22 protein-coding genes, 1 pseudogene and 1 riboswitch (1 of these 24 only partly in view) are annotated in these 25,956 nt (G+C 44.2%); of the genes and pseudogenes, 19 read left to right on the forward strand and 4 right to left on the reverse strand.

Annotated elements, in window-relative coordinates:
• The 5 genes from PW252_RS00620 to PW252_RS00640 form a co-directional block, all read left to right on the forward strand.
• Positions 1–659, forward strand: partial view of a metal ABC transporter ATP-binding protein gene (locus tag PW252_RS00620; protein WP_248050844.1) — the 3' portion only. 46 nt of this gene lie to the left of the window's left edge; the window shows 659 of its 705 coding nt (coding positions 47–705); its start codon lies off the left edge, out of view; the stop codon is at positions 657–659.
• Positions 652–1,464, forward strand: coding sequence for a metal ABC transporter permease (locus tag PW252_RS00625; protein ID WP_248050842.1), 813 nt, complete (start codon positions 652–654; stop codon positions 1,462–1,464). Before PW252_RS00620 ends, PW252_RS00625 begins: the two co-directional genes overlap by 8 nt.
• Positions 1,465–1,472: 8 nt before the next feature.
• Positions 1,473–2,987 (forward strand): zinc ABC transporter substrate-binding protein AdcA, encoded by a 1,515-nt coding sequence (locus PW252_RS00630; protein ID WP_248050840.1) that lies wholly within the window; start codon positions 1,473–1,475, stop codon positions 2,985–2,987.
• Positions 2,988–3,088: 101 nt separating this feature from the next.
• On the forward strand, positions 3,089–3,535 hold the full coding sequence (locus PW252_RS00635) for a CopY/TcrY family copper transport repressor (protein WP_248050837.1): 447 nt from the start codon (positions 3,089–3,091) through the stop codon (positions 3,533–3,535).
• Positions 3,532–3,741: a heavy-metal-associated domain-containing protein gene (locus tag PW252_RS00640; RefSeq protein ID WP_105125253.1), complete on the forward strand. Its 210-nt coding sequence runs from the start codon at positions 3,532–3,534 to the stop codon at positions 3,739–3,741. The genes PW252_RS00635 and PW252_RS00640 overlap by 4 nt, the downstream gene beginning before the upstream one ends.
• A gap of 27 nt (positions 3,742–3,768) precedes the next feature.
• On the opposite strand, the gene PW252_RS00645 is transcribed toward PW252_RS00640, so the two are convergent.
• Both PW252_RS00645 and tyrS read right to left on the reverse strand, forming a co-directional pair.
• On the reverse strand, positions 3,769–4,146 hold the full coding sequence (locus PW252_RS00645; protein WP_248050834.1) for an HIT family protein: 378 nt from the start codon (positions 4,144–4,146) through the stop codon (positions 3,769–3,771).
• 56 nt (positions 4,147–4,202) lie between these two features.
• Positions 4,203–5,459 (reverse strand): tyrosine--tRNA ligase, encoded by a 1,257-nt coding sequence (gene tyrS, locus PW252_RS00650; protein ID WP_248050832.1) that lies wholly within the window; start codon positions 5,457–5,459, stop codon positions 4,203–4,205.
• 123 nt (positions 5,460–5,582) lie between these two features.
• On the opposite strand from tyrS, the gene pbp1b reads away from it, so the two are divergent.
• The 4 genes from pbp1b to PW252_RS00670 all read left to right on the forward strand — a co-directional run bounded on the left by pbp1b (position 5,583) and on the right by PW252_RS00670 (position 16,485).
• On the forward strand, positions 5,583–7,991 hold the full coding sequence (gene pbp1b / locus PW252_RS00655) for a penicillin-binding protein PBP1B (protein WP_248050830.1): 2,409 nt from the start codon (positions 5,583–5,585) through the stop codon (positions 7,989–7,991).
• 564 nt (positions 7,992–8,555) lie between these two features.
• A complete protein-coding gene (gene rpoB / locus PW252_RS00660) occupies positions 8,556–12,128 on the forward strand; it encodes a DNA-directed RNA polymerase subunit beta (RefSeq protein WP_172049588.1) in 3,573 nt (1,190 codons plus the stop codon).
• A 177-nt stretch (positions 12,129–12,305) separates the two neighbouring features.
• The gene (rpoC, locus tag PW252_RS00665; RefSeq protein ID WP_248050828.1) at positions 12,306–15,953 is read left to right on the forward strand and encodes a DNA-directed RNA polymerase subunit beta'; all 3,648 of its coding nucleotides are present in this window, start codon (positions 12,306–12,308) and stop codon (positions 15,951–15,953) included.
• 154 nt (positions 15,954–16,107) lie between these two features.
• Positions 16,108–16,485 (forward strand): DUF1033 family protein, encoded by a 378-nt coding sequence (locus PW252_RS00670; RefSeq protein WP_172049590.1) that lies wholly within the window; start codon positions 16,108–16,110, stop codon positions 16,483–16,485.
• A 119-nt stretch (positions 16,486–16,604) separates the two neighbouring features.
• Here the strand turns inward: PW252_RS00670 and PW252_RS00675 are convergent.
• Together PW252_RS00675 and PW252_RS00680 are read right to left on the reverse strand one after the other, a co-directional pair.
• Positions 16,605–17,948 (reverse strand): annotated as a pseudogene (locus PW252_RS00675) (IS1182 family transposase); the annotation flags it as partial.
• 137 nt (positions 17,949–18,085) lie between these two features.
• Positions 18,086–19,036: a S66 family peptidase gene (locus PW252_RS00680; protein ID WP_248049579.1), complete on the reverse strand. Its 951-nt coding sequence runs from the start codon at positions 19,034–19,036 to the stop codon at positions 18,086–18,088.
• 84 nt (positions 19,037–19,120) lie between these two features.
• On the opposite strand from PW252_RS00680, the gene comGA reads away from it, so the two are divergent.
• From comGA to PW252_RS00730, 10 genes are all read left to right on the forward strand, one after another.
• On the forward strand, positions 19,121–20,071 hold the full coding sequence (comGA, locus tag PW252_RS00685; RefSeq protein WP_248049581.1) for a competence type IV pilus ATPase ComGA: 951 nt from the start codon (positions 19,121–19,123) through the stop codon (positions 20,069–20,071).
• Positions 19,983–21,020 (forward strand): competence type IV pilus assembly protein ComGB, encoded by a 1,038-nt coding sequence (gene comGB / locus PW252_RS00690; protein WP_248049583.1) that lies wholly within the window; start codon positions 19,983–19,985, stop codon positions 21,018–21,020. The genes comGA and comGB overlap by 89 nt, the downstream gene beginning before the upstream one ends.
• A 1-nt stretch (position 21,021) precedes the next feature.
• Positions 21,022–21,303, forward strand: coding sequence for a competence type IV pilus major pilin ComGC (gene comGC / locus PW252_RS00695; RefSeq protein ID WP_248049584.1), 282 nt, complete (start codon positions 21,022–21,024; stop codon positions 21,301–21,303).
• Positions 21,284–21,691, forward strand: coding sequence for a competence type IV pilus minor pilin ComGD (comGD, locus tag PW252_RS00700; protein WP_248049586.1), 408 nt, complete (start codon positions 21,284–21,286; stop codon positions 21,689–21,691). Before comGC ends, comGD begins: the two co-directional genes overlap by 20 nt.
• Complete coding sequence (gene comGE, locus PW252_RS00705; protein ID WP_248049588.1) at positions 21,663–21,956, forward strand: competence type IV pilus minor pilin ComGE; 294 nt, start codon at positions 21,663–21,665, stop codon at positions 21,954–21,956. Before comGD ends, comGE begins: the two co-directional genes overlap by 29 nt.
• A complete protein-coding gene (comGF, locus tag PW252_RS00710) occupies positions 21,943–22,377 on the forward strand; it encodes a competence type IV pilus minor pilin ComGF (RefSeq protein ID WP_248049590.1) in 435 nt (144 codons plus the stop codon). Before comGE ends, comGF begins: the two co-directional genes overlap by 14 nt.
• Positions 22,355–22,873 carry a competence type IV pilus minor pilin ComGG gene (gene comGG / locus PW252_RS00715; protein WP_248049592.1) on the forward strand — a complete coding sequence of 173 codons (519 nt, stop codon included), beginning with the start codon at positions 22,355–22,357 and terminating at the stop codon, positions 22,871–22,873. Before comGF ends, comGG begins: the two co-directional genes overlap by 23 nt.
• 53 nt (positions 22,874–22,926) lie before the next feature.
• Positions 22,927–23,880, forward strand: coding sequence for a class I SAM-dependent methyltransferase (locus PW252_RS00720; RefSeq protein WP_248049593.1), 954 nt, complete (start codon positions 22,927–22,929; stop codon positions 23,878–23,880).
• 49 nt (positions 23,881–23,929) lie between these two features.
• Entirely contained in the window at positions 23,930–25,117 is a 1,188-nt protein-coding gene (locus PW252_RS00725) for an acetate kinase (RefSeq protein ID WP_105125239.1), read from the forward strand.
• Positions 25,118–25,240: 123 nt separating this feature from the next.
• Positions 25,241–25,330: riboswitch (THF riboswitch) on the forward strand.
• 44 nt (positions 25,331–25,374) lie between these two features.
• Positions 25,375–25,926, forward strand: a complete 552-nt coding sequence (locus PW252_RS00730; RefSeq protein WP_105125238.1) for a folate family ECF transporter S component — start codon at positions 25,375–25,377, stop codon at positions 25,924–25,926.
• The last annotated feature ends 30 nt before the right edge of the window (positions 25,927–25,956 follow it).

Below are 25,956 nucleotides of genomic sequence, written 5' to 3' on the forward strand. Positions count from 1 at the left end.
AACCTGTATTGGAACATATCCGTTACCACTTGGATAGTGGGGAGTTTGTTACTCTAACCGGAGAAAATGGAGCTGCTAAGACAACTTTGATAAAGGCTACCTTGGGTATTCTAAAGCCTAGGATTGGAAAAGTGACCTTTGCAGAGAAAAGTGTTAAGGGCAAAAAGTTGCGCATGGCCTATTTACCTCAGCAGATTGCTAGCTTTAATGCTGGTTTTCCGAGCACGGTTTATGAATTTGTAAAATCAGGTCGCTATCCACGTCAGGGTTGGTTTCGTCGGCTCACTGGACATGATGAGGAACATATTCGGATTAGTTTGGAAGCAGTAGGTATGTGGGAACACAGGGATAAGAAATTGGGGTCTTTGAGCGGGGGACAGAAACAACGTGCTGTCATTGCCCGAATGTTCGCTTCGGATCCAGATATTTTTATCTTGGATGAACCGACAACGGGAATGGATGCTGGAACCAAGGATGCTTTTTACCAACTCATGCACCACTCGGCTAAAAAGCATGGGAAGGCTGTTTTGATGATTACCCATGATCCTGATGAGTTAAGTCAGTATGCGGATCGCAATATTCATCTGGTGCGAGATCAGCAATCTCCTTGGCGTTGTTTTAACGTCCACGAAGCGGATGAGGAGGTGTCCAATGCTTGATTTATCTGTTTTCAACTATGATTTCATGCAAAGGGCCTTTCTAGCCATTATAGCCATGAGCTTGTTTTCGCCTGTTCTGGGAGTTTTTCTCATCTTGAGAAGGCAGAGTCTGATGTCGGATACTCTCAGTCACGTTTCTTTAGCTGGTGTGGCTTTTGGTCTGGTTTTGGGGATTTCACCGACACTTTCAACTGTACTGATTGTCATCGTGGCGGCTGTATTTCTGGAATACCTGCGGACCATTTACAAGAACTTTATGGAAATCGGGACGGCTATCCTTATGTCGACTGGTTTGGCTATTTCCTTGATTGTCATGAATAAGTCGGGTGGGAAGTCGGGGCTTAGTCTGGAACAGTATCTCTTTGGTTCCATAGTGACAATTAGTCAGGAACAGGTGTTTGCCTTGTTTACCATCGCCTTGATTGTTATTGTCTTGACCTTGCTATTTTTAAGACCCATGTATATCTTGACCTTTGATGAAGATACGGCTTTTGTAGATGGCTTGCCTGTTCGGGCCATGTCCATTGCTTTTAATGTGGTGACCGGTGTTGCCATTGCTCTCATGATTCCTGCTGCTGGTGCTCTTCTGGTGTCAACCATTATGGTATTGCCGGCCTCTATTGCGCTTCGGCTAGGAAAGAGTTTTAAGGCGGTTATCTTTATTGGTATGGTTGTTGGCTTCTTGGGTATGGTGACGGGCTTACTGACATCCTACTATGCTGAAACGCCAGCTAGTGCAAGTATTACCTTAATTTTCATTAGTATTTTCTTACTGGTGAATATGATTCAGAAATTAAAGAAATAGGAGTATTTATGAAAAAATTTGGTTTATTTTTATTATCTGCTTCAACCCTGCTCTTAGCAGCTTGTGGCAATAGCACAGCTTCTCAGGAAGATGGGAAATTGGATATCGTTACTACTTTTTATCCTGTGTATGAGTTTACCAAACAAGTAGCAGGTGACGAAGCCAATGTTGATTTGTTGGTTAAAGCAGGAACAGAAGTCCATGGTTATGAGCCGTCTGCCAAAGATATTGCTCGTATTCAAGAAGCAGATGCCTTTGTCTATGAAAATGAAAACATGGAGACCTGGGTTCATGATATTGAAGATTCGATTGATACGGAAAAGGTTGCGGTTATTAGTGCGACGGAGGGGATGTTGCTCTTGCCAGGTGGGGAAGAGGAACACGAGGGACATGATCATAGTGAGGAAGGGCATAGCCACGCTTACGATCCGCATGTCTGGTTATCTCCAGAACGTGCCATTACCTTGGTTGAAACCATTCGGGATGGTTTGATTGCTCAGTATCCTGAGAAAAAAGCTGTTTTTGAAGAAAATGCGGCTGCCTATATTGAAAAATTGACGACTTTGGATGCTCAGTATACTGAAACCTTATCTGATGCAAAACAAAAATACTTCGTAACCCAGCACACCGCCTTTGCCTACTTGGCTTTGGACTACGGTTTGAAACAAGTTTCGATCACAGGAGTTTCTGCCGATGAAGACCCAACTCCAACTCGTTTGGCAGAATTGACAAACTATATCAAACAGTATGGTGTCAAGTATATTTATTTCGAAGAAAATGCGTCAAAATCGGTAGCTGAAACGCTTGCCAAAGAAACGGGTGTAGAGCTAGATGTTCTCAATCCGCTTGAAAGTTTGACGGATGAGGCGATAAAAAATGGAGAAGATTATATCTCTGTGATGGAGGACAATTTGACTGCGCTTGTGAAGACGACTTCCCAAGCAGGTGTTGAAATCTTGCCAGAAGAGGGAGAGGTAACAACCAAAACAGTCTACAATGGCTACTTTGAAGACAGTGCTGTTAAAGATCGCACTCTATCAGATTATGTTGGTGAGTGGCAGTCAGTTTACCCATATTTGCTTGATGGAACGTTTGATCAGGTTTGGGACTATAAGGCCAAGCTCAAAGGTGGTATGACAGCTGAAGAGTACAAGGCTTACTACGACACAGGCTACAAGACAGATGTGGATCAAATCAACATTACAGACAATACCATGGAGTTTGTGGTGGGTGATAAAAAGCAAACATTTACTTATAAGTATGTTGGTTATAAGATCCTTACTTACAAGAAAGGCAACCGTGGCGTTCGCTTCTTGTTTGAAGCTACGGATGCGAATGCAGGTGAGTATAAGTATGTGCAATTTAGTGACCACAAGATTGCACCAGAAAAAACGGACCACTTCCATATCTACTTTGGTGGAGAGAGCCAAGAAAAACTCTTGGAAGAATTGGAAAACTGGCCGACTTACTATCCAGTTGGTTTGACTGGTTATGAAATTGCTCAGGAAATGTTGGCTCACTAATATGAAAATCGACCGAGTATCTTGCTCGGTCGTTCTTCTTGACATTTTATGACTACAAATGTAAACTAATTGTAAAAATGTGATTGCTTGGAGGTGAGTTTGTGGAACAGATGATTTCAGCTGCGGAGTGGCAGGTCATGCGGGTCTTGTGGGCCCAGCCTGGTGCGACTTCCCAGGAAATTATTCAGGCCTTGCAGGAAGGTTTTGATTGGCAGGCGACGACCATTAAGACACTCTTGGGGCGGCTGCGGAAGAAAAACTATCTGAGAATGGTTAAGGAAACTAGCAAGTACCACTACTACCCGCTGGTCAGTGAAGAGGAACATTTGCAGGGGCAGGTGGAGCTCTTACTGGCTACCATCTGTTCCACTAAACAAGGTCAATTGGTTGAAAACTTGCTAGACACAGGGACATTTTCCAAAAAAAGCCTAGAAAATCTAGCTAGCAAAATCTCGCAGCTTCAAAAGACTGCACCTGAGCGCATCGCCTGTCAATGCTTGGCAGGTCAATGTACCTGTGGACACCATACAAAAGGAGAAAACACATGAAGCAAACCTTGAAATTGAAAAACTTATCCTGTCAGAACTGTGTCAAACATGTAACCAATCATCTCTTGGGCTTGGACGGGGTGGAAGAAGTGAACATCCAGCTGGAAGAACAGTTGGCGGAGGTGGAAACCTCTGTGGTCTATGACTTGGAACGGTACCAAGAGGTGCTGGATGATACTATCTATGAAGTGGAAGACTTGATATAAGCGAAAAAGCAGCTGTCGGGCTGCTTTTTATAATGCTTTGAGGAGTTTGTTCAGGTCCAGCTGGGCTTGCGTAAGCCTAACTTGGTCCCAGAAGCCGTTTGTTCGAAAGCGTGGGATGAGATGAACATGGAAATGGGTACCAGCGTCAAATAAGCGATCGTTGCAGGCTGTGGTCACACCGTCAATTGCCAATGTTTGACAGAGTTTTTCAGTCAAAAAGACTTCCAAGTCCGACAGTTCATAGCGAATAGTAGGTGGGACTTGACTGAGTGTGTCATAGTGGTCTTTGCTGATAATCAACAGATGCCCAGTTTGAATAGGGTCAATGTCCCAGACGATCATGAAATGCTCTGTCTGGTAGAGAATATCTTCTTCTTTGAGTTGGTGGCAAAAAATGCAGGTCATGTCTTTTCTCCTAGGTTAGCAGAAAAGGAAATCACAATGGATTTCCTTGGGAGACGTTAATAAGTCAGCACCGAATATTTTTTCTTCCCACGGCGGATAACGGTCAACTCGCCGTCGATTTTGTCGCTGTTAGAAAGAGTATAGTCCAAGTCCTGCACACGCTCACCGTTGACATAGATGGCACCATTTGCTACGTCTTCACGAGCTTGGCGTTTTGAGTTGACAATACCAGAGGTCACCAAGAGTTCAACGATGTTAAGGTTGTCTTCAGCCTGGACAGCGTAGTTTGGAACGTTGCTGAGGCCCTGTTTGAGTTCTTTTGCGGATAGGTTTTTGATGTTGCCAGCGAACAATTGCTCGGTAATGTTAAGGGCTTGGTTATAGGCTTCTTCACCGTGGACCAATGTCACGACTTCCTTAGCCAAAATCTTCTGAGCTAGGCGTTCGTGACGGGCAGCGTCAAATTGTTTCTCGATTTCAGCAATCTCATCCAATGACAAGAAAGTAAAGATTTTCAAGAAACGAACGGCATCGTCGTCCATGACATTGAGCCAGAATTGGTACATTTCATAGGGAGAAGTCTTGTCAGCATCCAACCAAACAGCATTGCCTTCAGACTTACCAAACTTCTTACCTGTTGAGTCGGTAATGAGAGGAACAGTCATCACGTGGCCAGACTTCTCAGCCTTGCGACGAAGCAATTCAGTACCTGCTGTCATGTTGCCCCATTGGTCCGAGCCACCGATTTGCAGGGTGACATTGTGCTTGTCATTGAGCTCGTAGAAGTCATAGCCCTGCATGATTTGGTAGGCAAACTCGGTGTAGGAAATCCCTGTTTCAATCCGTTTTTTCACAGAGTCCTTGCTCATCATGTAGTTGACCGTGTAGTATTTGCCGACATCGCGGAGGAAGTCGATAAAGCTGATGTCTGAGAACCAGTCGTAGTTGTTGACCATTTCTGCCTTGTTGTCACCATTTTCAAAATCCAAGAAGCGAGAGAGTTGACCTTGGATTTTTGTTACCCAACCGTCTACGGTGTCTTTGGTCTGCAAGCTGCGCTCCGCATCCTTGAAGGAAGGGTCGCCAATCAGACCAGTAGCTCCACCAACTAGAGCGTAAGGCTTGTGGCCTGCTAATTGCAAGTGACGGCAGACGAGGATTGGTACCAAATGCCCCAAATGCAGGCTGTCAGCAGTTGGGTCGTAGCCAGAATAATAGGATACTTGCCCTTCTGTTAATGCTTTTACTAGGGCTTCTTCATCAGTCGTTTGAAAGACCAAGCCACGTGCTTTTAGTTCTTCAAAAATGTTCATGCGTTTCTCCTTAAATAGAATGTGATAAAAACCACATCTAACCAATAAAAATTCTCCCTTATTATACCATGAAATTGTGGAAAATAAACAAAATTTGGTATAATGGTAAGATAAGGAGTTACTATGACGACTAAATCAGATAAGCAAAAACATAAAGATAAATCAAATGCTCTAGGGCTCGGAGATACGTTTGGTGTTTTCCTTCGCACCTTGAAATTGTTGTTTAATTCCATCGCAGTCCTATTATTCCTATTTGTTCTTTTTGGTGCAGGGATAGGGGTTGGTTTTGTTGCTAGTTTGTTTGATAAGGTTGAAGTGCCTCAGACGGAAGAATTGCTGACACAGGTTTCAGAAGTAAGCCGTATTTCCAAAGTGGTCTATTCTGATGGCAGCCTGGTAGCGGAGGTTAATTCAGACTTGCTTCGCGTCCCAGTTGGTGCGGGTGATGTATCGGAATACCTTAAACAAGCTGTCATTGCAACAGAAGATGAAACCTTTGAAAGCCATAATGGTGTTGTGCCAAAGGCTGTTTTGCGTGCGGCATTGGGATCGGTTGGTCTTGGGTCATCCAGTGGTGGTTCGACCTTGACTCAGCAGCTCATTAAACAACAGTTGGTCGGTGATGCACCAACCTTTACTCGAAAGGCGAATGAGATTATTTCAGCTTTGGCCTTGGAACGCAATATGACCAAGGAAGAGATTTTGACCATCTATCTGAACGTTTCACCGTTTGGGCGGAACAATCAAGGTCGAAATATTGCGGGAGCAGAAGCTGCTGCTCAAGGAATTTTTGGCAAACCTGCCAGTGAGTTGACAGTTCCACAGGCAGCCTTTATTGCAGGTCTACCGCAAAGTCCAATTGTCTATTCTCCATATGCTTCCGATGGTACTCGTAAGTCGGATGAGGATATGGTTTACGGTATCGAACGTTATCAAGATGTTCTTTTCAATATGTATCGTGCTTCGTTCTTGACCAAGGAAGAATATGAAACCTATAAGGCTTACGATATTAAGCAGGACTTCATTGCCCCAGCGCCTGTGACAGCTGATACCAAAGACTATCTCTATTATGAGGTCATGGAAGAGGCTCAGCAAGTCATGTTTGACTACTTGGTGAAACGTGATAAGGTTTCTGAGAATGATTTGAAGAACGATGTGACAAGGAGCTCTTACGAGGACTTAGCTAAGCAGGAGCTTAGTCAAGGTGGCTATACCATTAAGAGTACAGTTGATAAGGGTATTTATGATACCATGCAGTCAGTTGTTGCCAATTACGGCTCGGTGTTGGATAATGGAAATGTGTACGTTGAAACAGGTAGTGTGCTGATTGACAATTCCACAGGAGCTATTCTAGGTTTCGTTGGTGGTCGGGATTATGCGACTAACCAAAACAACCATGCCTTTGATACCCTGCGTTCGCCTGCTTCGACCATTAAACCTTTATTGGCTTATGGTATCGCCATTGACCAAGGTTTAATCGGTTCAGCAAGTATTTTGTCAGATTATCCAACCAATTTCTCAAGTGGCCAACCAATCATGTATGGAACCAGTCGAGGTTCGGGCATGATGAACTTGCAGACGGCAATTGATAGATCTGTGAACATTTCGGCATTCTGGACTTATAAGATGATTCAAAATGCAGGAGTTGATGCCAAGGCATACATGGAGAAGATGAACTATCATATTCCTATGTATGATATTGAAAGTGTGCCACTCGGTGGTGGCGTTGAAATTTCGGTTTTGACCAATACCAATGCCTATCAGACCTTAGCCAATGGTGGTGTCTATCACAAACACTATATTGTTGAGAATATTACGGCTGCGGATGGAACGGTTGTTTACCAGCATGAAGCAGCTCCTGTTCAAGTCTATTCCAAGGCCACCGCAAGCATCATGAACCAACTCTTGCGCCAAGTAGTGAATTCGGGCTATACAACGACCTTCAAGAATCGGTTGAGTGGCTTAAATCCTCAGGCAGCAGCTTCGGACTTTGTCGGTAAAACGGGAACAAGTAACGAGGTAAATGACGTCTGGCTCATGTTATCAACTCCAAAAGTAACTCTGGGGACTTGGGCTGGAAATGATGATAACTCAGAAATGTATGTTTGGACAGGCTATCACAACAATTCGCAATATGTCGCTCATATGGTTAATGCGCTCTATAATGTGAATGCAGATATGTTTGCAGGTCGCTTTGAGTTGGATGGTAGCGTGATTGCTTCGAATGTTGTTGCCTCTACAGGTCAACGTGCAGGAGCAACGCAAGTAAACGGACGTCAGGTCATGATTGGTGGCGCGACGACTACTAGTTATTGGGCTAAAAATGGCGCTCCTGTTACGAGCTACAACTTTATGGTCGGTGGTACAGATAGCGATCGGGCACAGGCTTGGAATAGCGTAGTTGGTTCAGCTACGAATTCAAATCAATCTAGCAACTCTACTCGTCCAAGTTCTTCTAGTTCCTCAGCTACCAATACTAGTCCATCGTCTGAAACTCAGCCAACAACAAGTCAGCAAGAGAATAGTAATTAGCCTTGCTTTTTGGAAGAAGTTGTGGTATAATTTTGTAAATAATTTGTCGTGTGTCTTGTTTGAAATATTGTCCAAACAAGGCTTGCAGCAGTTAAATCAAACTTTTTATAAGGAAGATTTAGCTGCTCTTTTTGTGTCTATGAGGGATTATATTGAGAATTGTTACTTATTCTTAAAAATTCTAAATATTCAGAAAAAGGACAAGTGTCGGTCATTTTATGGCTATTATAATTGAACTCGCCTACAACTCTGTGAAAAAAGATAAGGTTTGTAGAGCTTTGTTTTTGTTTACTTCGTGGCGTCGTAAACGACTGAACTTTCTTCGACTATTGGTCTAGAAAGTCCTAGTCGTTCTGACGAGGGTGCGTCTACAAAATCAAAGATTTTGGACTTACCGCTTATTTTTCTTTGAGTTGCTTACGGCTTAGTATCTTTAATTGAACTCGGGCTACACTCCTGTAGAAAAAGATACATCTCCTTGCAATCCTTTGATTGCTTCGTCGATGTCCTATTTTCTTTTGGAGTGCTGTACGCCCTCGTATCTTATTACAAAGGAGAAAACTTTTGGCAGGACATGAAGTTCAGTACGGTAAACACCGTACCCGTCGTAGTTTTTCAAGAATCAAGGAAGTTCTTGATTTACCAAATTTGATTGAAATCCAAACGGATTCATTTAAAGATTTTCTTGACTATGGTTTGAAAGAAGTCTTTGAAGATGTACTTCCAGTTTCAAACTTTACGGATACCATGGAATTGGAATTTGTGGGTTATGAGTTGAAGCAACCCAAATATACTTTGGAAGAGGCGCGTGCACATGATGCCAACTACTCAGCTCCAATCTATGTAACTTTCCGTCTTGTGAATAAGGAAACTGGCGAGATTAAAACTCAGGAAGTTTTCTTCGGTGAGTTCCCAATCATGACTGAAATGGGTACCTTCATCATCAACGGTGCAGAGCGTATCATCGTTTCTCAGTTGGTTCGTTCACCAGGTGTTTATTTCAACGATAAAGTTGATAAGAACGGTAAGGTTGGTTATGGTTCAACGGTAATCCCTAACCGTGGTGCCTGGTTGGAATTGGAAACGGACTCAAAAGATATTGCCTATACTCGTATCGACCGTACGCGTAAAATTCCATTTACAACGCTGGTGCGTGCGCTTGGTTTCTCAGGTGATGATGAAATCTTTGATATCTTCGGTGATAGCGAATTGGTCCGCAACACTATTGAGAAAGATATTCATAAAAATCCAGCGGATTCTCGTACAGATGAAGCGCTTAAGGAAATCTATGAGCGTCTTCGTCCAGGTGAACCAAAGACAGCCGAAAGCTCTCGTAGCCTTTTGACAGCTCGTTTCTTTGACCCTCGTCGTTACGACTTGGCACCTGTTGGTCGTTACAAGATTAATAAAAAACTCAACCTCCGTACTCGTTTGCTCAACCAAACACTTGCTGAGCATGTCATTAACGGTGAAACAGGCGAAATCGTCTTGGAAGCTGGTACTGTCTTGAGCCGTGATGTGCTTGAAAAAGTAGAAGCACAATTCGATGAGCTCAACTTGGTAGAATACATTCCAAATGATAATGCTGTTCTTCTTGAACCAGTTCTCTTGCAGAAGTTTAAGATTGTTGCACCAAAAGATCCAGACCGTGTTGTAACAGTTATTGGTAATGCTAATCCGGCTGAAAATGTGCGTATTGTTACACCAGCAGATATCTTGGCTGAGATGAGCTATTTCCTCAACCTTGCGGAAGGCCTTGGTCGTGTAGATGACATTGACCACTTGGGTAACCGTCGTATTCGTGCCGTTGGTGAGTTGCTTGCCAACCAAGTCCGTATCGGTTTGACTCGTATGGAACGTAACTTGCGTGAGCGTATGTCTGTTCAAGACAATGAAGTATTGACGCCACAACAAATCATCAATATCCGTCCTGTTACAGCCGCAATCAAAGAATTCTTTGGTTCATCTCAGTTGTCACAGTTCATGGACCAACACAACCCGCTTTCTGAGTTGTCTCACAAACGCCGTTTGTCAGCCTTGGGACCTGGTGGTTTGACTCGTGACCGTGCTGGTTATGAGGTTCGAGACGTTCACTACACCCACTATGGTCGTATGTGTCCGATTGAAACACCTGAGGGACCAAACATCGGTTTGATCAACAACTTGTCTTCTTATGGTCACCTCAACAAGTATGGTTTCATCCAAACACCATACCGCAAGATTGACCGTGCAACTGGTACAGTTACGAACGAAATCGTTTGGTTGACAGCGGATGAAGAAGATGCCTACATCGTAGCACAATCAACTTCACCACTTGATGAAAACAACCGTTTCGTTGATAAGATTGTAATGGGCCGTCACCAAGGTAACAACCAAGAATTTGCTGCTGACTCAGCAGACTTCATGGACGTTTCACCTAAGCAGGTAGTTGCCGTTGCGACAGCATGTATTCCTTTCTTGGAAAACGATGACTCCAACCGTGCCCTCATGGGTGCCAACATGCAACGTCAGGCCGTTCCATTGATTGATCCTAAAGCGCCTTACGTTGGTACAGGTATGGAATACCAGGCTGCCCATGACTCAGGTGCCGCAGTTATTGCCCAACACGATGGTAAAGTTGTTTACGCGGATGCAGACAAAGTTGAGGTTCGTCGTGAAGATGGCTCTTTGGATGTTTACAGCATTCAGAAATTCCGTCGTTCAAACTCAGGTACAGCCTACAACCAACGCACCCTTGTTAAATTGGGCGATGTTGTAGAAAAAGGTGATTTCATCGCAGATGGTCCTTCTATGGAACGTGGGGAAATGGCTCTTGGTCAAAACCCTATCGTTGCCTACATGACCTGGGAAGGTTACAACTTCGAGGACGCGGTTATCATGTCTGAACGCCTTGTGAAAGACGATGTCTATACATCTGTTCATTTGGAAGAATACGAATCAGAAACCCGTGATACTAAGTTAGGCCCTGAAGAAATCACTCGCGAAATTCCAAACGTTGGTGAAGATGCTCTTCGCAACTTGGATGAAATGGGGATCATCCGTATTGGTGCTGAGGTTAAAGAAGGCGACATTCTTGTTGGTAAAGTCACTCCAAAAGGTGAAAAAGATCTTTCTGCTGAAGAGCGCCTCTTGCACGCTATCTTCGGTGATAAGTCACGTGAAGTTCGTGATACATCTCTTCGTGTACCTCACGGTGCCGATGGTGTCGTTCGTGATGTGAAAATCTTTACCCGTGCCAACGGTGATGAATTGCAATCAGGTGTTAACATGCTGGTCCGTGTTTACATCGCTCAAAAACGTAAGATCAAGGTCGGAGATAAGATGGCCGGTCGTCACGGTAACAAGGGTGTCGTTTCACGTATTGTACCTGTTGAGGATATGCCGTATCTTCCAGACGGAACACCAGTTGACATCATGTTGAACCCACTTGGGGTGCCATCGCGTATGAACATCGGTCAGGTTATGGAGCTTCACTTGGGTATGGCGGCTCGCAACTTGGGCATCCACATTGCAACACCAGTTTTCGATGGTGCAAGTTCAGAAGACCTCTGGTCAACTGTTAAAGAAGCAGGTATGGACTCAGATGCCAAGACCATTCTTTACGATGGCCGTACCGGTGAGCCGTTTGACAACCGTGTATCTGTTGGTGTCATGTACATGATCAAGCTTCACCACATGGTTGATGATAAACTTCACGCCCGCTCAGTCGGACCATACTCACTCGTTACCCAACAGCCACTCGGAGGTAAGGCTCAGTTTGGTGGTCAGCGTTTCGGTGAGATGGAGGTTTGGGCCCTTGAAGCCTACGGTGCTTCAAACGTCCTTCAAGAAATCTTGACTTACAAGTCAGATGATGTGACAGGCCGTCTGAAAGCCTATGAAGCCATCACCAAAGGTAAACCAATTCCAAAACCAGGTGTTCCAGAATCATTCCGCGTTCTTGTCAAAGAATTGCAATCACTTGGTTTGGATATGCGTGTCCTTGATGAAGATAACAATGAAGTAGAATTGCGTGACCTTGATGAAGGTGAAGATGATGACATCATCCACGTAGATGATCTTGAAAAAGCACGTGCAAAAGCAGCAGCTGACGCAGCGGCAGCCTTTGCAGCGGAAGAAGCGGAAGACAAAGAGTAATTCAAATGGATGGAACAAGTTGGTCCAAATCTCAGAACGGAAAGGGATGAGGACCAACGGTCTTCCTCTATTTGCTTGATGAAAGAATAGCTTATCAGCTACTTATTCTGCTGTTTATTGTTCAAGAATTTGAGGTTTGGGAATCCAGCCTCTCACAAGAAAAGAAAGGGATTATTAGTGGTTGACGTAAATCGATTTAAAAGTATGCAAATCACGTTAGCTTCACCAAGTAAGGTTCGTTCATGGTCTTACGGTGAGGTTAAAAAACCTGAAACAATCAACTATCGTACACTTAAACCAGAACGTGATGGACTTTTTGACGAAGTCATCTTTGGTCCAACAAAAGACTGGGAGTGTTCATGTGGTAAATACAAGCGTATCCGTTATAAAGGGATTACTTGTGACCGCTGTGGTGTTGAAGTAACTCGTGCCAAAGTCCGTCGTGAGCGTATGGGACACATTGAGTTGAAAGCGCCAATTTCACACATTTGGTATTTCAAAGGTATTCCAAGCCGTATGGGCTTGACCTTGGACATGAGTCCGCGTGCGCTTGAAGAAGTTATTTACTTCGCAGCCTACGTGGTCATTGATCCAAAAGATACAGACCTTGTGCACAAGTCAATCATGACTGAGCGCGAATACCGTGAGCGTTTGCGTGAACATGGTTATGGTTCTTTCGTTGCTAAGATGGGTGCAGAAGCCATTCAAGACCTCTTGAAGCAAGTCGATCTTCCAAAAGAAATCGCAGCTTTGAAAGAAGAATTGAAAACTGCTACAGGACAAAAACGGATCAAGGCTGTACGTCGTTTGGATGTACTCGATGCCTTCTATAAATCTGGAAATAAACCTGAGTGGATGATTCTTAACATCCTTCCAGTTATTCCACCAGATTTGCGCCCGATGGTTCAGTTGGATGGTGGTCGTTTTGCGGCGTCTGACTTGAACGAACTCTATCGCCGTGTTATTAACCGTAACAACCGTTTGGCTCGTCTTTTGGAACTTAACGCTCCAGGCATTATCGTACAGAACGAAAAACGGATGCTCCAAGAAGCTGTGGATGCTTTGATTGACAACGGTCGCCGTGGTCGTCCAATTACAGGACCAGGTAGCCGTCCGCTCAAATCACTCAGCCACATGCTTAAAGGTAAGCAAGGTCGTTTCCGTCAAAACTTGCTTGGTAAGCGTGTTGACTTCTCAGGACGTTCCGTTATCGCCGTTGGTCCAACGCTTAAAATGTACCAATGTGGTGTGCCACGTGAAATGGCTATCGAGCTCTTCAAACCGTTTGTCATGCGTGAAATCGTTGCCCGTGAGATTGCAGGTAACGTGAAAGCAGCTAAACGCTTGATTGAACGTGGTGATGATCGTATTTGGGATATCTTGGAAGAAGTGATTAAAGAACACCCAGTTCTCTTGAACCGGGCACCTACCCTTCACCGTTTGGGTATCCAGGCCTTTGAGCCAGTTCTGATCGACGGTAAAGCCCTTCGTTTGCACCCGCTTGTCTGTGAAGCTTACAACGCCGACTTCGACGGTGACCAGATGGCCATTCACGTTCCATTGTCAGAAGAAGCACAAGCAGAAGCTCGTATCCTCATGCTTGCGGCAGAACACATCCTTAACCCTAAAGATGGTAAACCAGTTGTAACACCATCTCAGGATATGGTTTTGGGTAACTACTACTTGACCATGGAAGATGCTGGTCGCGAAGGCGAAGGTATGGTCTTCAAGGATGCGGATGAAGCTGTTATGGCTTACCGCAATGGCTATGTTCACTTGCATACCCGTGTTGGTATCGCAACGGATAGCTTGGACAAACCATGGAAAGACAACCAAAAGCACAAGATTATGATGACAACTGTCGGAAAAATCTTGTTTAACGCGATTATGCCTGAAGGACTTCCTTACTTACAAGAGCCAAACAACGCTAACTTGACAGAAGGAACTCCTGATAAATACTTCTTGGAACCAGGATCAGATATTAAGGCTGCTATTGCAGAATTGCCAATCAACCTGCCATTCAAGAAGAAAAATCTTGGTAACATCATCGCTGAAATCTTCAAGCGTTTCCGTACAACTGAAACATCAGCCCTTCTTGACCGTTTGAAAGACTTGGGTTACTATCACTCAACACTTGCTGGTTTGACAGTGGGTATTGCCGATATCCCAGTTATCGACAACAAGGCTGAAATTATTGAAGAATCTCACGAACGTGTAGAACAAATCAAGAAACAATTCCGTCGTGGTATGATTACAGACGACGAGCGTTACACAGCGGTTACAGATGAGTGGCGTTCAGCTAAGGAAAAATTGGAAAAACGCCTGGTTGAAAAACAAGATCCTAAGAACCCAATCGTTATGATGATGGACTCTGGTGCCCGTGGTAACATCTCCAACTTCTCCCAGTTGGCCGGTATGCGTGGTCTGATGTCAGCTCCGAACGGACGTATCATGGAATTGCCAATCTTGTCTAACTTCCGTGAAGGTCTTTCGGTATTGGAAATGTTCTTCTCCACTCATGGTGCCCGTAAGGGTATGACGGATACGGCCTTGAAGACAGCCGACTCAGGTTACTTGACTCGTCGTTTGGTTGACGTTGCCCAAGACGTTATTATCCGTGAAGACGACTGTGGAACAGACCGTGGTCTTGACATCCGTTCAATCACAGATGGCAAGGAAATGATCGAGCCACTTGAAGAGCGTTTGCAAGGTCGTTACACTAAGAAAACTGTTAAACATCCTGAAACGGGTGCCGTTATCATCGGTCCAAACCAATTGATTACCGAAGACATTGCTCGTGAAATTGTCAATGCCGGTGTTGAACAAGTCACTATCCGTAGCGTATTTACATGTAACACTCGTCACGGTGTCTGCCGTCATTGTTACGGTATCAACTTGGCGACAGGTGATGCGGTTGAAGTGGGTGAAGCAGTTGGTACAATCGCTGCCCAATCGATCGGTGAGCCTGGTACACAGCTTACAATGCGTACCTTCCACACGGGTGGTGTAGCCTCAAACAGCGATATCACGCAGGGTCTTCCTCGTGTCCAAGAGATCTTTGAAGCTCGCAATCCGAAAGGGGAAGCGGTTATCACTGAGGTCAAAGGTGAAGTTACAGCCATCGAAGAAGATGCAGCAACTCGTACCAAGAAAGTCTTTGTTAAAGGTAAAACTGGCGAAGGCGAATATGTGGTTCCATTTACAGCCCGTATGAAGGTTGAAGTTGGTGACCAAGTTGCGCGTGGAGCAGCTCTTACCGAAGGTTCTATTCAACCAAAACACTTGCTTGAAGTCCGTGATGTCTTGGCGGTTGAAACTTACCTACTTTCTGAAGTTCAAAAAGTTTACCGTAGCCAGGGTGTAGAAATCGGCGACAAGCACATCGAGGTAATGGTTCGTCAAATGCTTCGTAAAGTTCGTGTCATGGATCCAGGAGACACAGATCTTCTCATGGGTACCCTCATGGATATCACAGACTTTACAGATGCCAATGCTGAAGTGGTGATTGCTGGTGGTATCCCAGCAACAGCTCGTCCAGTTCTTATGGGTATCACTAAGGCTTCCCTTGAAACCAACTCATTCTTGTCTGCCGCATCCTTCCAGGAAACAACACGTGTCCTTACAGATGCTGCTATTCGTGGTAAACGTGACAACCTTCTCGGTCTTAAAGAGAACGTTATTATCGGTAAGATTATCCCAGCAGGTACTGGTATGGCCCGCTACCGTAATCTTGAACCACAAGCCATCAATGAAGTTGAAATCATTGAAGACACAGTGGCTGAAGAGCTTGCTGCAGAAGCAAATCTCGAAGCTGTAACTGAATAAGTTGCAAAAGACACATCTCTAGTTTTCTAAGGATGTGTTTTTTGCTATTTGGAAATGAAGCGCATACAGGATTTGATCAGTAATTAACAAGCAGAATACTTTCTATACGATTTTATATTCGATATAATGAGTGTGAAAAAGGAAGTGTGTGCTTATGTATCAGGTAATAAAATTATATGGAGATTATGAACCCTGGTGGTTCTTGGATGGTTGGGAAGAAGACATTGTCAGTAAGGATGTCTTTAGTCGTTATGAGGATGCCTATACTGCCTTTCAAAAAGAATGGGTACGTTTGTCAGAAAAATTCCCTAAGAAGCAGAGTAAAAATGGAACCCTGGTGGCTTTTTGGGATGAATCAGACCAGCATTGGTGTGAGGAATGTGATGAGTATTTACAGCGTTATCATTCGCTCATGCTAGTAGAAGCTAAGGAAAATTTACCTGCTGGTTTTGTCAAGTCGCAGACACCCCCTCGTTTGCGTACTTGTAGGCTGAAACAAGACAAATGTATGAACCATGAAGAAAAGGATTGACATTGGAATGTCAATCCTTTCAGAATGAAGACAAACATCTCGCTTGATGTTTGTCTTTTTCTGTTTATTGGTCTGATAGTCCGTCTTTTTGCCAGAATAGTGGCTATTTGGACAAAATAAAAAGGCTTCCCTGCCCTCATTTTTACCAATTTCTTGAGATTTAAACACGCCAAAGTCAGTCCAACCTTATCCTCCATTTTGGACTTGCCTTTCTCTCTTGTGTAACGAAGATTGTGGTACTCTTTGGCTGTCCCAAAGAGGCGTTCAATGGTTTCTTTCCGCTTCTGGTAGAGCTCCTTCATACCTTTCCTGTGCCGAATCTCTTCACAGCTTTCTAAAGCCTCTTTCCAAATGTGTCGAGTTACCACTTTCTGCTTGTTCTTGCTTTCTGTACAAATTGATAGAAGTGGACAAGTAGCACAGATAGCTGAGTCACTCTTATATTCCCGATAACCTTCTCTGGTTGTAGTGCGATAGGTTAAGACCTGATTCTCAGGACAGATATAACAGTCATAGTATTCATCATAGACAAAATCCTTCGAGCGTAGTTTCCCTTTCTTTCCTTTCGGTCGTGTATACGGAAAGACTGGAGTAATCTCTTGTTCTAGGAGGAAGCGAGCGATACTTGGGGTCTTATAGCCAGAATCGGCAACGAGAAAGCTAGGCTGAAAGGGTTGGAGTTTAGCGAAGAGTACAGGAAAGGCCTGGCTGTCATGGACATTGCCAGCCTCCACGCTATAAGCCAGAGCCCAACCATGCTTGTCACAAGCAACCTGAGCTGTATAAGCAAATACTTCCTTATGGTCCCCTTTATGAAACCAGCCACTTTCAGGGTCAGTTGTAGAAATTTTCTTAGCGATGGGTCCCTCCTCTTTTGCGGGCCCTAGCGGCTTTTTTGCATGCTTTTCTCTATCCCTGTTAATTTCAATCTCTAGCTGGTCACTCATAAACTTGGCTTGCTTTTCAATTTCACGATTGATGAATTTACGATTATTCGCCGCAGCCTTGATATGGGTACCGTCAATGAAAATTTCTGTTGGATCTATGAAGCCTGCATTGACGCAGAGACCTAAGATATGGGTGAAAATGCCTTCAATAACTTGTCTATCTTGAAAACGACGGACATAGTTCTTTCCGTAGGTAGTGAAATGAGGCACCTTATCATCCAGTCGAAGACCAAGAAACCAACGGTAGGCAGTATTGACTTCGATTTCCTTAATGGTTTGACGCATGGAACGAATGCCGAAGAGACACTGAAGGATTGGAATTTTAATGAGCAGAATAGGGTCAAGACTAGGACGCCCTGTATCATCGCTATAGCTATCTGCGACTAAGTCATAGATAAAGGAGAAGTCAATAGCTTCCTCTATTTGACGAAGGAGATGATCTTGAGGAACAAGGTCATCTAAACTGTAGAAACCAAATTGACCGCGATTGTAGTCTGGATTTTCTTTGTGTAACATAGCGATTCTCCCTCTGCTTATTAGCTAGTATTCCTATCTCTATTATACTACTTTACATATGAAAAAGCCGTTAGAAATATAATTCTAACGACTTTGTCTTCATTCTGAAAGGATTGACATTGGAATGTCAATCCTTTTTAGCTGAATCTGATAGAAAATGCTTTGGTGTCGAGCTCCACTTGACCTCCGATTGTGATAGTAAAAAGAGGTTGGGTATGGGCAAAGTCCAAATCGTAGAGAACAGGGATGGTTTTGAGAATCGGGTGCTTGTCCAAAATGGCCAGCAAAATCTCCTCCGTCATCTTGGTTTCCTTAGGAAAACGACCGAAGACAACCGCCTGCGGATTAGGATAGGCTTGTAGCAGGGCAGTCAAGTGACGAGCAATAATCAGATAATCGTCGTCTTCCGCCTCCTCCAAAAAGAGCACATACTTGTCAGGTTTGGGTGCGAACTCGGTTCCAGTCAGCAGATTGAGGGTTGAGATGTTTCCGCCGATGGCAATGCCAGAGGCCTGTCCTGGATTGTAAACTTTCCATTCTGTTGGGTAAAAGGTGCGAGGGGCGTCTGATAGGTACCAAGCGTCGCTAGACCATTCTGTACTGGGACTTAATTTATATGTGTTCTGAGTTACTGCATTTAGCCAAGATTGTGTTTGATAGTCTTGGCCTTGCACCATTTTAAAACTAGAATAGGCTGGCCCCATATAGGTTTGTATGCCTGTCTTGGCGTAGATAGCATTGAGCAGGGCAGTCGTATCTGAATAGCCACAGAAAATCTTCGGATGGCGCGCAATTAGGTCAAAATCCAGATAGGGCAAGAGTTCGTTAGAGTTGAAACCGCCAATGGTTGTCAGAATGGCATCGACCGACTCATCCCCAAAAGCGGCTTCCAAGTCCGCAACACGACTAGCAATCGGAGCCGAATCGAACATATCGTTTTCAAAATAATGTTCTGAGAAAGAGAGTTTGAAGCCCAGGTCTTCCAATTTTTCCTTGGCGGCAAGATTGGCTTCAAAACCACCAATTCTTTCAATAGACGAAGAGGGACTGACTACACGTATGTGGTCGCCTTTTTTTAATTTTTTCATAGGAACCTCCAAGTTTTTTATTATTTTAACAAAAAAGTATGGAAAATCAAGTTTCCTTGCGAATAGATAGGGTGAGGAGGTTTTATGATTCAAGAAAAAGCAAGAAAGTTGATTGAAGAGGCGGTGGCGGATAGGGTCAGTGATATTTATCTGGTTCCTCGTGGTCAGGACTACCAAGTCTACCATCGCATCATGGACGAACGGGAGTTTGTGCACGACTTGGCTGAGGAGGAAGTAACAGCCATCATCAGCCATTTCAAGTTCTTAGCAGGTTTAAATGTCGGTGAAAAACGCCGTAGCCAGCAGGGTTCCTGTGACTATGATTATGGGAACGGCGAGATTTCACTTCGCTTATCAACTGTCGGAGATTATCGTGGCAAGGAAAGTCTGGTTATCCGCCTGCTCTATGACAATGACAAGGAACTCAAGTTCTGGTTTGAGGCGGCTGAGCGGCTTGCAGAAGAAATCAAGGGACGAGGGCTCTACCTTTTTTCGGGTCCAGTCGGCTCTGGTAAGACCACACTTATGTACCATCTTGCCAGGCTGAAATTCCCAGACAAGCAGATTTTGACTATCGAGGATCCTGTCGAAATCAAGCAGGAGGACATGCTGCAACTCCAGCTCAATGAAGCCATCGGAGCCACCTACGACAATCTGATCAAACTGTCCCTCCGTCATCGACCAGACTTGCTCATCATCGGTGAAATTCGGGATGCGGAAACCGCTCGAGCAGTCATTCGAGCCAGCCTGACGGGAGCTACCGTTTTCTCAACAGTCCATGCAAGGTCTATTTCAGGTGTCTATGCTCGTATGTTGGAATTGGGGGTCAGGCCTGAAGAGTTAAATAATGCCCTTCAAGGCATTGCCTATCAACGCTTGATAGGGGGAGGAGGTGTAGTGGATTTTGCAAATGGAGACTACCAAAACCATTCCGCAAACCAGTGGAATGAACAAATTGATCGCCTTTTTGCAGCAGGACATATCAGTCTTCGGCAGGCAGAAACAGAAAAAATTGCCCTTGGCTCGCCAGCGTAAGGTCATTGAACTGTTTAACAATCTCTTTGCCAGCGGTTTTCATCTGGGGGAGATTGTTGATTTTCTTAAACGCAGTCAGCTTTTGGCAGACCCATATACCCAAGTTTTATCCGATGGTCTTCTTGCAGGCAAACCTTTTTCAAGTTTGCTGGCGGATTTGCGGTTTTCAGATGCGGTGGTCACACAGGTGGCACTGGCAGAAGTTCATGGCAATACCAGTCTGAGTTTAAGTCATATTCAGTCCTATCTGGAAAACGTCAGCAAGGTTCGTAAAAAGCTGATTGAGGTGGCGACCTATCCAGTTATCTTGCTAGGTTTTCTGCTCTTGATTATGCTGGGTTTGAAAAACTACCTTTTGCCCCAGTTGGAGGAAGGCAATGCAGCGACCGTGCTAATTAATCATCTACCGACCATCTTTTTATCTCTAAGTGGCCTTAGTTTGGTGGCGGTCTTAGCTGGTATGGTTTGGTTTCGCAAAACTAGCAAAATCAAAGCATTTTCCCGCTTGGCAGCTCTGCCATTTTTCGGAAAACTCATCCAAACCTACCTGACGGCCTATTACGCTAGGGAGTGGGGGAGTTTGATTGGGCAAGGCTTGGACCTGCCGCAGATTGTGGGCCTGATGCAGGAACAACAATCTCAGCTCTTTTGGGAGATTGGTCAGGACTTGGAGCAGTCGCTTTCCAATGGACGGGATTTTCACGAACACATCAAGACCTACGCCTTTTTTAAGCGGGAGTTGAGTTTGATTGTCGAGTACGGTCAGGTCAAGTCCAAATTAGGGAGCGAGTTGACAGTCTATGCAGCTGAGTGTTGGGAGGAATTTTTCTCTCGGGTCAATAGAGCCATGCATCTAATCCAACCGCTGGTCTTTCTCTTTGTGGCCTTAATGGTCGTTCTTATCTACGCAGCCATGTTGTTGCCGATTTATCAAAATATGGAGTTATAAAATGAAAAAATTGAATAAAATGAAAGTAAAAGCCTTCACTCTGGTGGAAATGTTAGTTGTTTTGGGTATCATTAGCCTACTCTTGCTCCTCTTTGTACCAAATTTGAGTAAGCAAAAAGAAGCTGTTCAAGAGAAAGGGAATGCGGCGGTCGTCAAGGTTGTGGAAAGTCAGATGGAGCTCTATGAATTGGAACATGACACGGAAGCAACGGTGGCCGAGTTGCAGGCGAAAGGTTATATTACTCCAAAACAAGCGGAGCAGTATGCTACGGCGAAACAATAAGGCCGTTACCTTGTTTGAAAGTTTGTTAACTCTATTTGTCGTTAGTTTTCTAGCTGTTTCCTTATCAGGAACGGTGCAAACGGCCTTTCGGTCTGTTCAGGAAGAGATTTTTCTTTGGGAGTTTGAAGCCATCTACAAAGACAGCCAGAAATTGGCAGCCAGTTCCCATCAAAAAGTGAACCTTGCTATCGGTGGACAGGAGGTTACAAATGGTCATCAAGTTGTACAGATACCCAGAAATGTAGCAGTGTTGGAAGGAAAGACCATCACATTTGAAGAAGATGGTGGAAATTCTTCTCTGACCAAGATTCGTTTTCGGCTTAGTCAAAAAATAGTTACGTATCAATTATATATAGGGAGTGGTCGCTATAAGAAAACAGAAGAATAAGGCTTATATCTTGCTAGAAAGTTTAGTTGCCCTTGCGACCCTAGTGACCATTTGTAGCTTGATTTTGACTGCGGTGGATGCAGGTCGTAGGAGGCAGGCTTGGGAATTAGAACAACAGGAAGTTCTCAATCTGGCTCAGATGGCCGTGCAGACCGAGCAAGATAAGCTAGCCTTAAACGGAGTTGTAGTCCGGGTTCAACGCACTGCGGAAAGAGTTGCGGTTTTCCATGAAGGAAAGGAGGTTTTATCGGTTGTTAAAAAGTAAAATTCCTGCTTTTACTCTCTTGGAATGCTTGGTAGCCTTAGTCATCCTATCAGGAAGTCTTCTGATCTTTGAAGGCTTGTCAAAACTGCTGGTCCAAGAAGCGCATTATCAAAGAAATAGCATCCAGAAGGAATGGTTGGTCTTCTCTAGTCAATTGCGGTCGGAGTGGGACCAGGCTGAATTGGTCAAGGTTGAAAATGGCAAGGTCTATGTCAACAAAGGCGAACAGGCTTTGGCCTTTGGCAAGTCACGGTCGGATGATTTTCGGAAAACAAATGACAGGGGACAGGGTTACCAGCCCATGCTCTATCAGGTGGATAGCGCAGCCATTTCCCAAGAAAACCAGCTGGTGCGCATCGACTTTAGCTTTAAAAACGGAGAGGAGCGGACCTTTATCTATGCTTTTAAAGAAAAAAGTTAAGGCAGGAATTTTGCTCTACGCCCTCTTGATGTTGGCAGTTTTTAGTCTGCTACTCCAGTTTTATCTCCATCGTCAAGAGGCTGAAAGTCAAATAGCTCAACTTGCTAAGCAAGAATCGACAGCCTACATCATGGCTCAGATGGTCTTGGACCAAGTCGAAGAGGACTTGCAAGAGCGTGAAGCAATTGCCAAGAAGGTAGCAAGTCAAACAGATGAAATGAAGGAAGATGCCATGGCTGCTAGCCAAACTGTCGATGAAAAGGAGAAAAAGGAGGAACAACCAACTAGAGAAAGTCAAGAAACCGCTGAAAAACCAGCTCAAACTAGTTCTGAGCAAAGCAAACCAATAGAAGATAAGGGAACGGTCACTTTTCAAGAGGGGCAGGCTAGCTATCATGTCAAAAACCAGCAAGTAACAATTATCGTAGCATTAGGGAGAGGAGGAATGTATCGCTATCAATTTCCGGTTAAAATAGTACCCGAGGGGAGTGGCTAACTACTACTTCCCTTTTGAGTGCAAAGTCTGTGAAATTTTGATAAGATAGGAGTATGAATTTTGAGAAGATTGAACAGGCCTACGACCTGCTATTAGAAAACGTACAGACCATCCAAAACCAGCTAGGCACCAATATTTATGATGCCATGATTGAGCAAAACGCAGCCTATCTAGCTGGTCAGCACGACACGGATTTGATTGTCCGCAATAATCAAACCTTACACAACTTGCACTTGACCAAGGAAGAATGGCGTCGTGCCTTTCAATTCCTACTGATCAAGGCCAATCAGACAGAGCCTATGCAGTACAATCACCAGTTTACGCCAGACTCTATCGGCTTTATTCTATCCTTCCTAGTGGACCAGTTGGTGACGACTCAGCAGGTTACCGTCTTGGAAATTGGTTCCGGAACGGGTAACTTGGCGCAGACCATCCTAAATGCCAGCCAGAAAGACTTGGATTACTTGGGGATTGAAGTGGATGATCTCTTGATTGATTTATCAGCTAGCATGGCAGATGTTATGCAGGCAGAGATTTCCTTTGCCCAGGGTGATGCGGTACGTCCGCAGATTTTGAAGGAAAGCCAAATCATTCTTGCGGATTTGCCGATTGGTTTTTATCCAGATGACCAGATTGCCAGTCGTTATCAGGTGGCTAGCCAGACGGAGCATACCTACGCTCATCATTTGCTCATGGAACAGTCCCTCAAGTATCTTGAAAAAGATGGGTTTGCGATTATGCTGGCTCCAAATGATCTTTTAAGCAGTCCACAGAGCGATTTGTTGAAAGGTTGGTTGCAAGCAGAGGCTAATATCGTTGCCATGATTGCCCTGCCACCAAGTCTTTTTGGCAAAGCAGCCATGGCCAAGTCAATTTTTGTATTGCAGAAGAAGACTGCTAGACCGCTAGTACCATTTGTCTATCCTTTGCAGAGTTTGCAAGAACCTGAAGCTATTCAGAAGTTCATGGTCAATTTCAAAAATTGGAAGCAAGAGAATGCAATTTAGGTGAAAATCTGTTATACTAATAAGGAAAACGCTTTTAAAGGGGAATATTATGTCAAAAACAATTGCAATTAACGCTGGTAGCTCAAGTTTAAAATGGCAACTGTACCAAATGCCAGAAGAAACAGTCTTGGCAAAGGGTATTGTTGAGCGTATCGGTTTGAAAGATTCAATTGTCACAGTAAAATTTGGGGATCAAAAAGCTGAACAAGTCTTGGATATTGCGGACCATGTGCAAGCAGTAAAAATCTTGTTGGAAGACTTGCTCAAGCACAATATTATCGCAGATTTCTCAGAAATTACAGGTGTTGGTCACCGTGTGGTAGCTGGTGGTGAAATCTTCAAGGATTCTGTTGTGATTACAGATGAAGTCTTGAAACAGATTGAAGACCTTTCTAGCCTTGCACCGCTCCACAACCCAGCCAATGCTGCAGGAATTAAGGCATTCAAGGATATCTTGCCAGAAGTAACAAGTGTGGCTGTTTTTGATACGGCCTTCCATTCAACAATGCCAGAGGTAGCTTACCGCTACCCAATCCCAAACAAGTACTATGAAGAGCACCAAGTTCGTAAGTACGGAGCGCATGGAACATCTCATTTTTATGTTTCACGCGAGGCAGCAAAAATGTTGAACAAGCCAATCGAGGAAGTGAAAGTTATCACTGCCCACATCGGAAATGGTATTTCAATTTCTGCTATTGATGGTGGTAAATCAGTGGATACTTCAATGGGATTCACACCGCTTGCAGGTCCTATGATGGGCACTCGTTCTGGTGACATTGACCCAGCCATCATCCCTTACTTGATTGAAAATGTAGCTGACTTGAAAGACGCTGCAGATGTTATCAACGTTTTGAACAAGCAGTCTGGTATTCTTGGTATTGCGGAAGTATCGAGCGATATGCGTGAGGTCGAAGCTGGATTTGAGGCGGGCGAAGCAAAATGTACTCTTGCCTTCAATATGCTTGTCAATCGTCTGCAAAAATTCATCGGTCAATACTTTGCAGTCTTGAACGGTGCTGATGCCCTTGTCTTTACAGCAGGTATCGGTGAGAACTCTACTCTTGTTCGTGAAGCGGTTGTTAACGGTTTGACTTGGTTCGGTATGGAATTGGATCCAGAGAAGAATGTTCGTGGTGCTGAAGGAGATATTTCAACTCCAGAATCTCGCGTTAAAGTCTTGGTTGTTCCAACTGATGAAGAATTGGTTATTGCTCGCGACGTAGAGCGGTTGAAATAAGAAAATGTAGAGAGGTCGGTACTAGTTACTGGCCTTTTTTATAGATTTTTAGTTTTCATCAGTGCTAAAAGTTATTGGCTACTCGCTGGTGAGTGTGGTATAATGGACGAGCAAAGAAATTTGCACAGAGTAGGTGGTTTGCGTTAAGTGTATGTGGATGGGATGTTGCCACATAACGAAGCGTCAGCGCGGTAAACCATTGCATCCGCTGTCGAATACATACGACAGCTCCATTTTTTGAAAAAAGGAGCGTTTTTATGGAAAAGAAAATTCCAAAACTAACGGTGCAGCTGTTGGCTGCTATTGCTGTGACCCTTGCCTTGGTCATGATTGTGGAGAACTATTTCTCTATTCGTCTTTCGGATACCTTGCAGGTCCAGTTTACCTTTATCCCAAATGCTATTTTGGGAGCTATTGCCGGTCCTGTTTGGGCTGCTGTATTTGCGGCGATTTCAGACCCAGTTTTTGTCTTGTTTAGTGGACAGACCATGCTATTCAGTTTTATCTTGATTGAAGCGGTATCGGCTTTTCTCTATGGCTGGTTTTTCTATCAGAAACCACTCGATAGCAAGAAGAAGGCTGATTGGCTCTATGTGGCTGGGGTTGTTGTCTTAATTCAACTTGTGATTTCATTCGTTATGACACCGATTGCTCTTCATTTCCATTTTGGAACACCTTGGATTGTTCTGTATAGCAGTCGTTTGATTAAGGCTATTTTTGAAATTCCATTACGCATTGTCGTGACCATGCTTGTCTTACCAAGTTTACAAAAAATACCTGAATTGGCTAGGTTAATGGGCCTTAAATAAGAAACTATCTAGCAACAGGTCATCCCCCTG

This window comes from Streptococcus sp. 29887 (assembly GCF_032595075.1).
Lineage (GTDB): Bacteria > Bacillota > Bacilli > Lactobacillales > Streptococcaceae > Streptococcus > Streptococcus iners.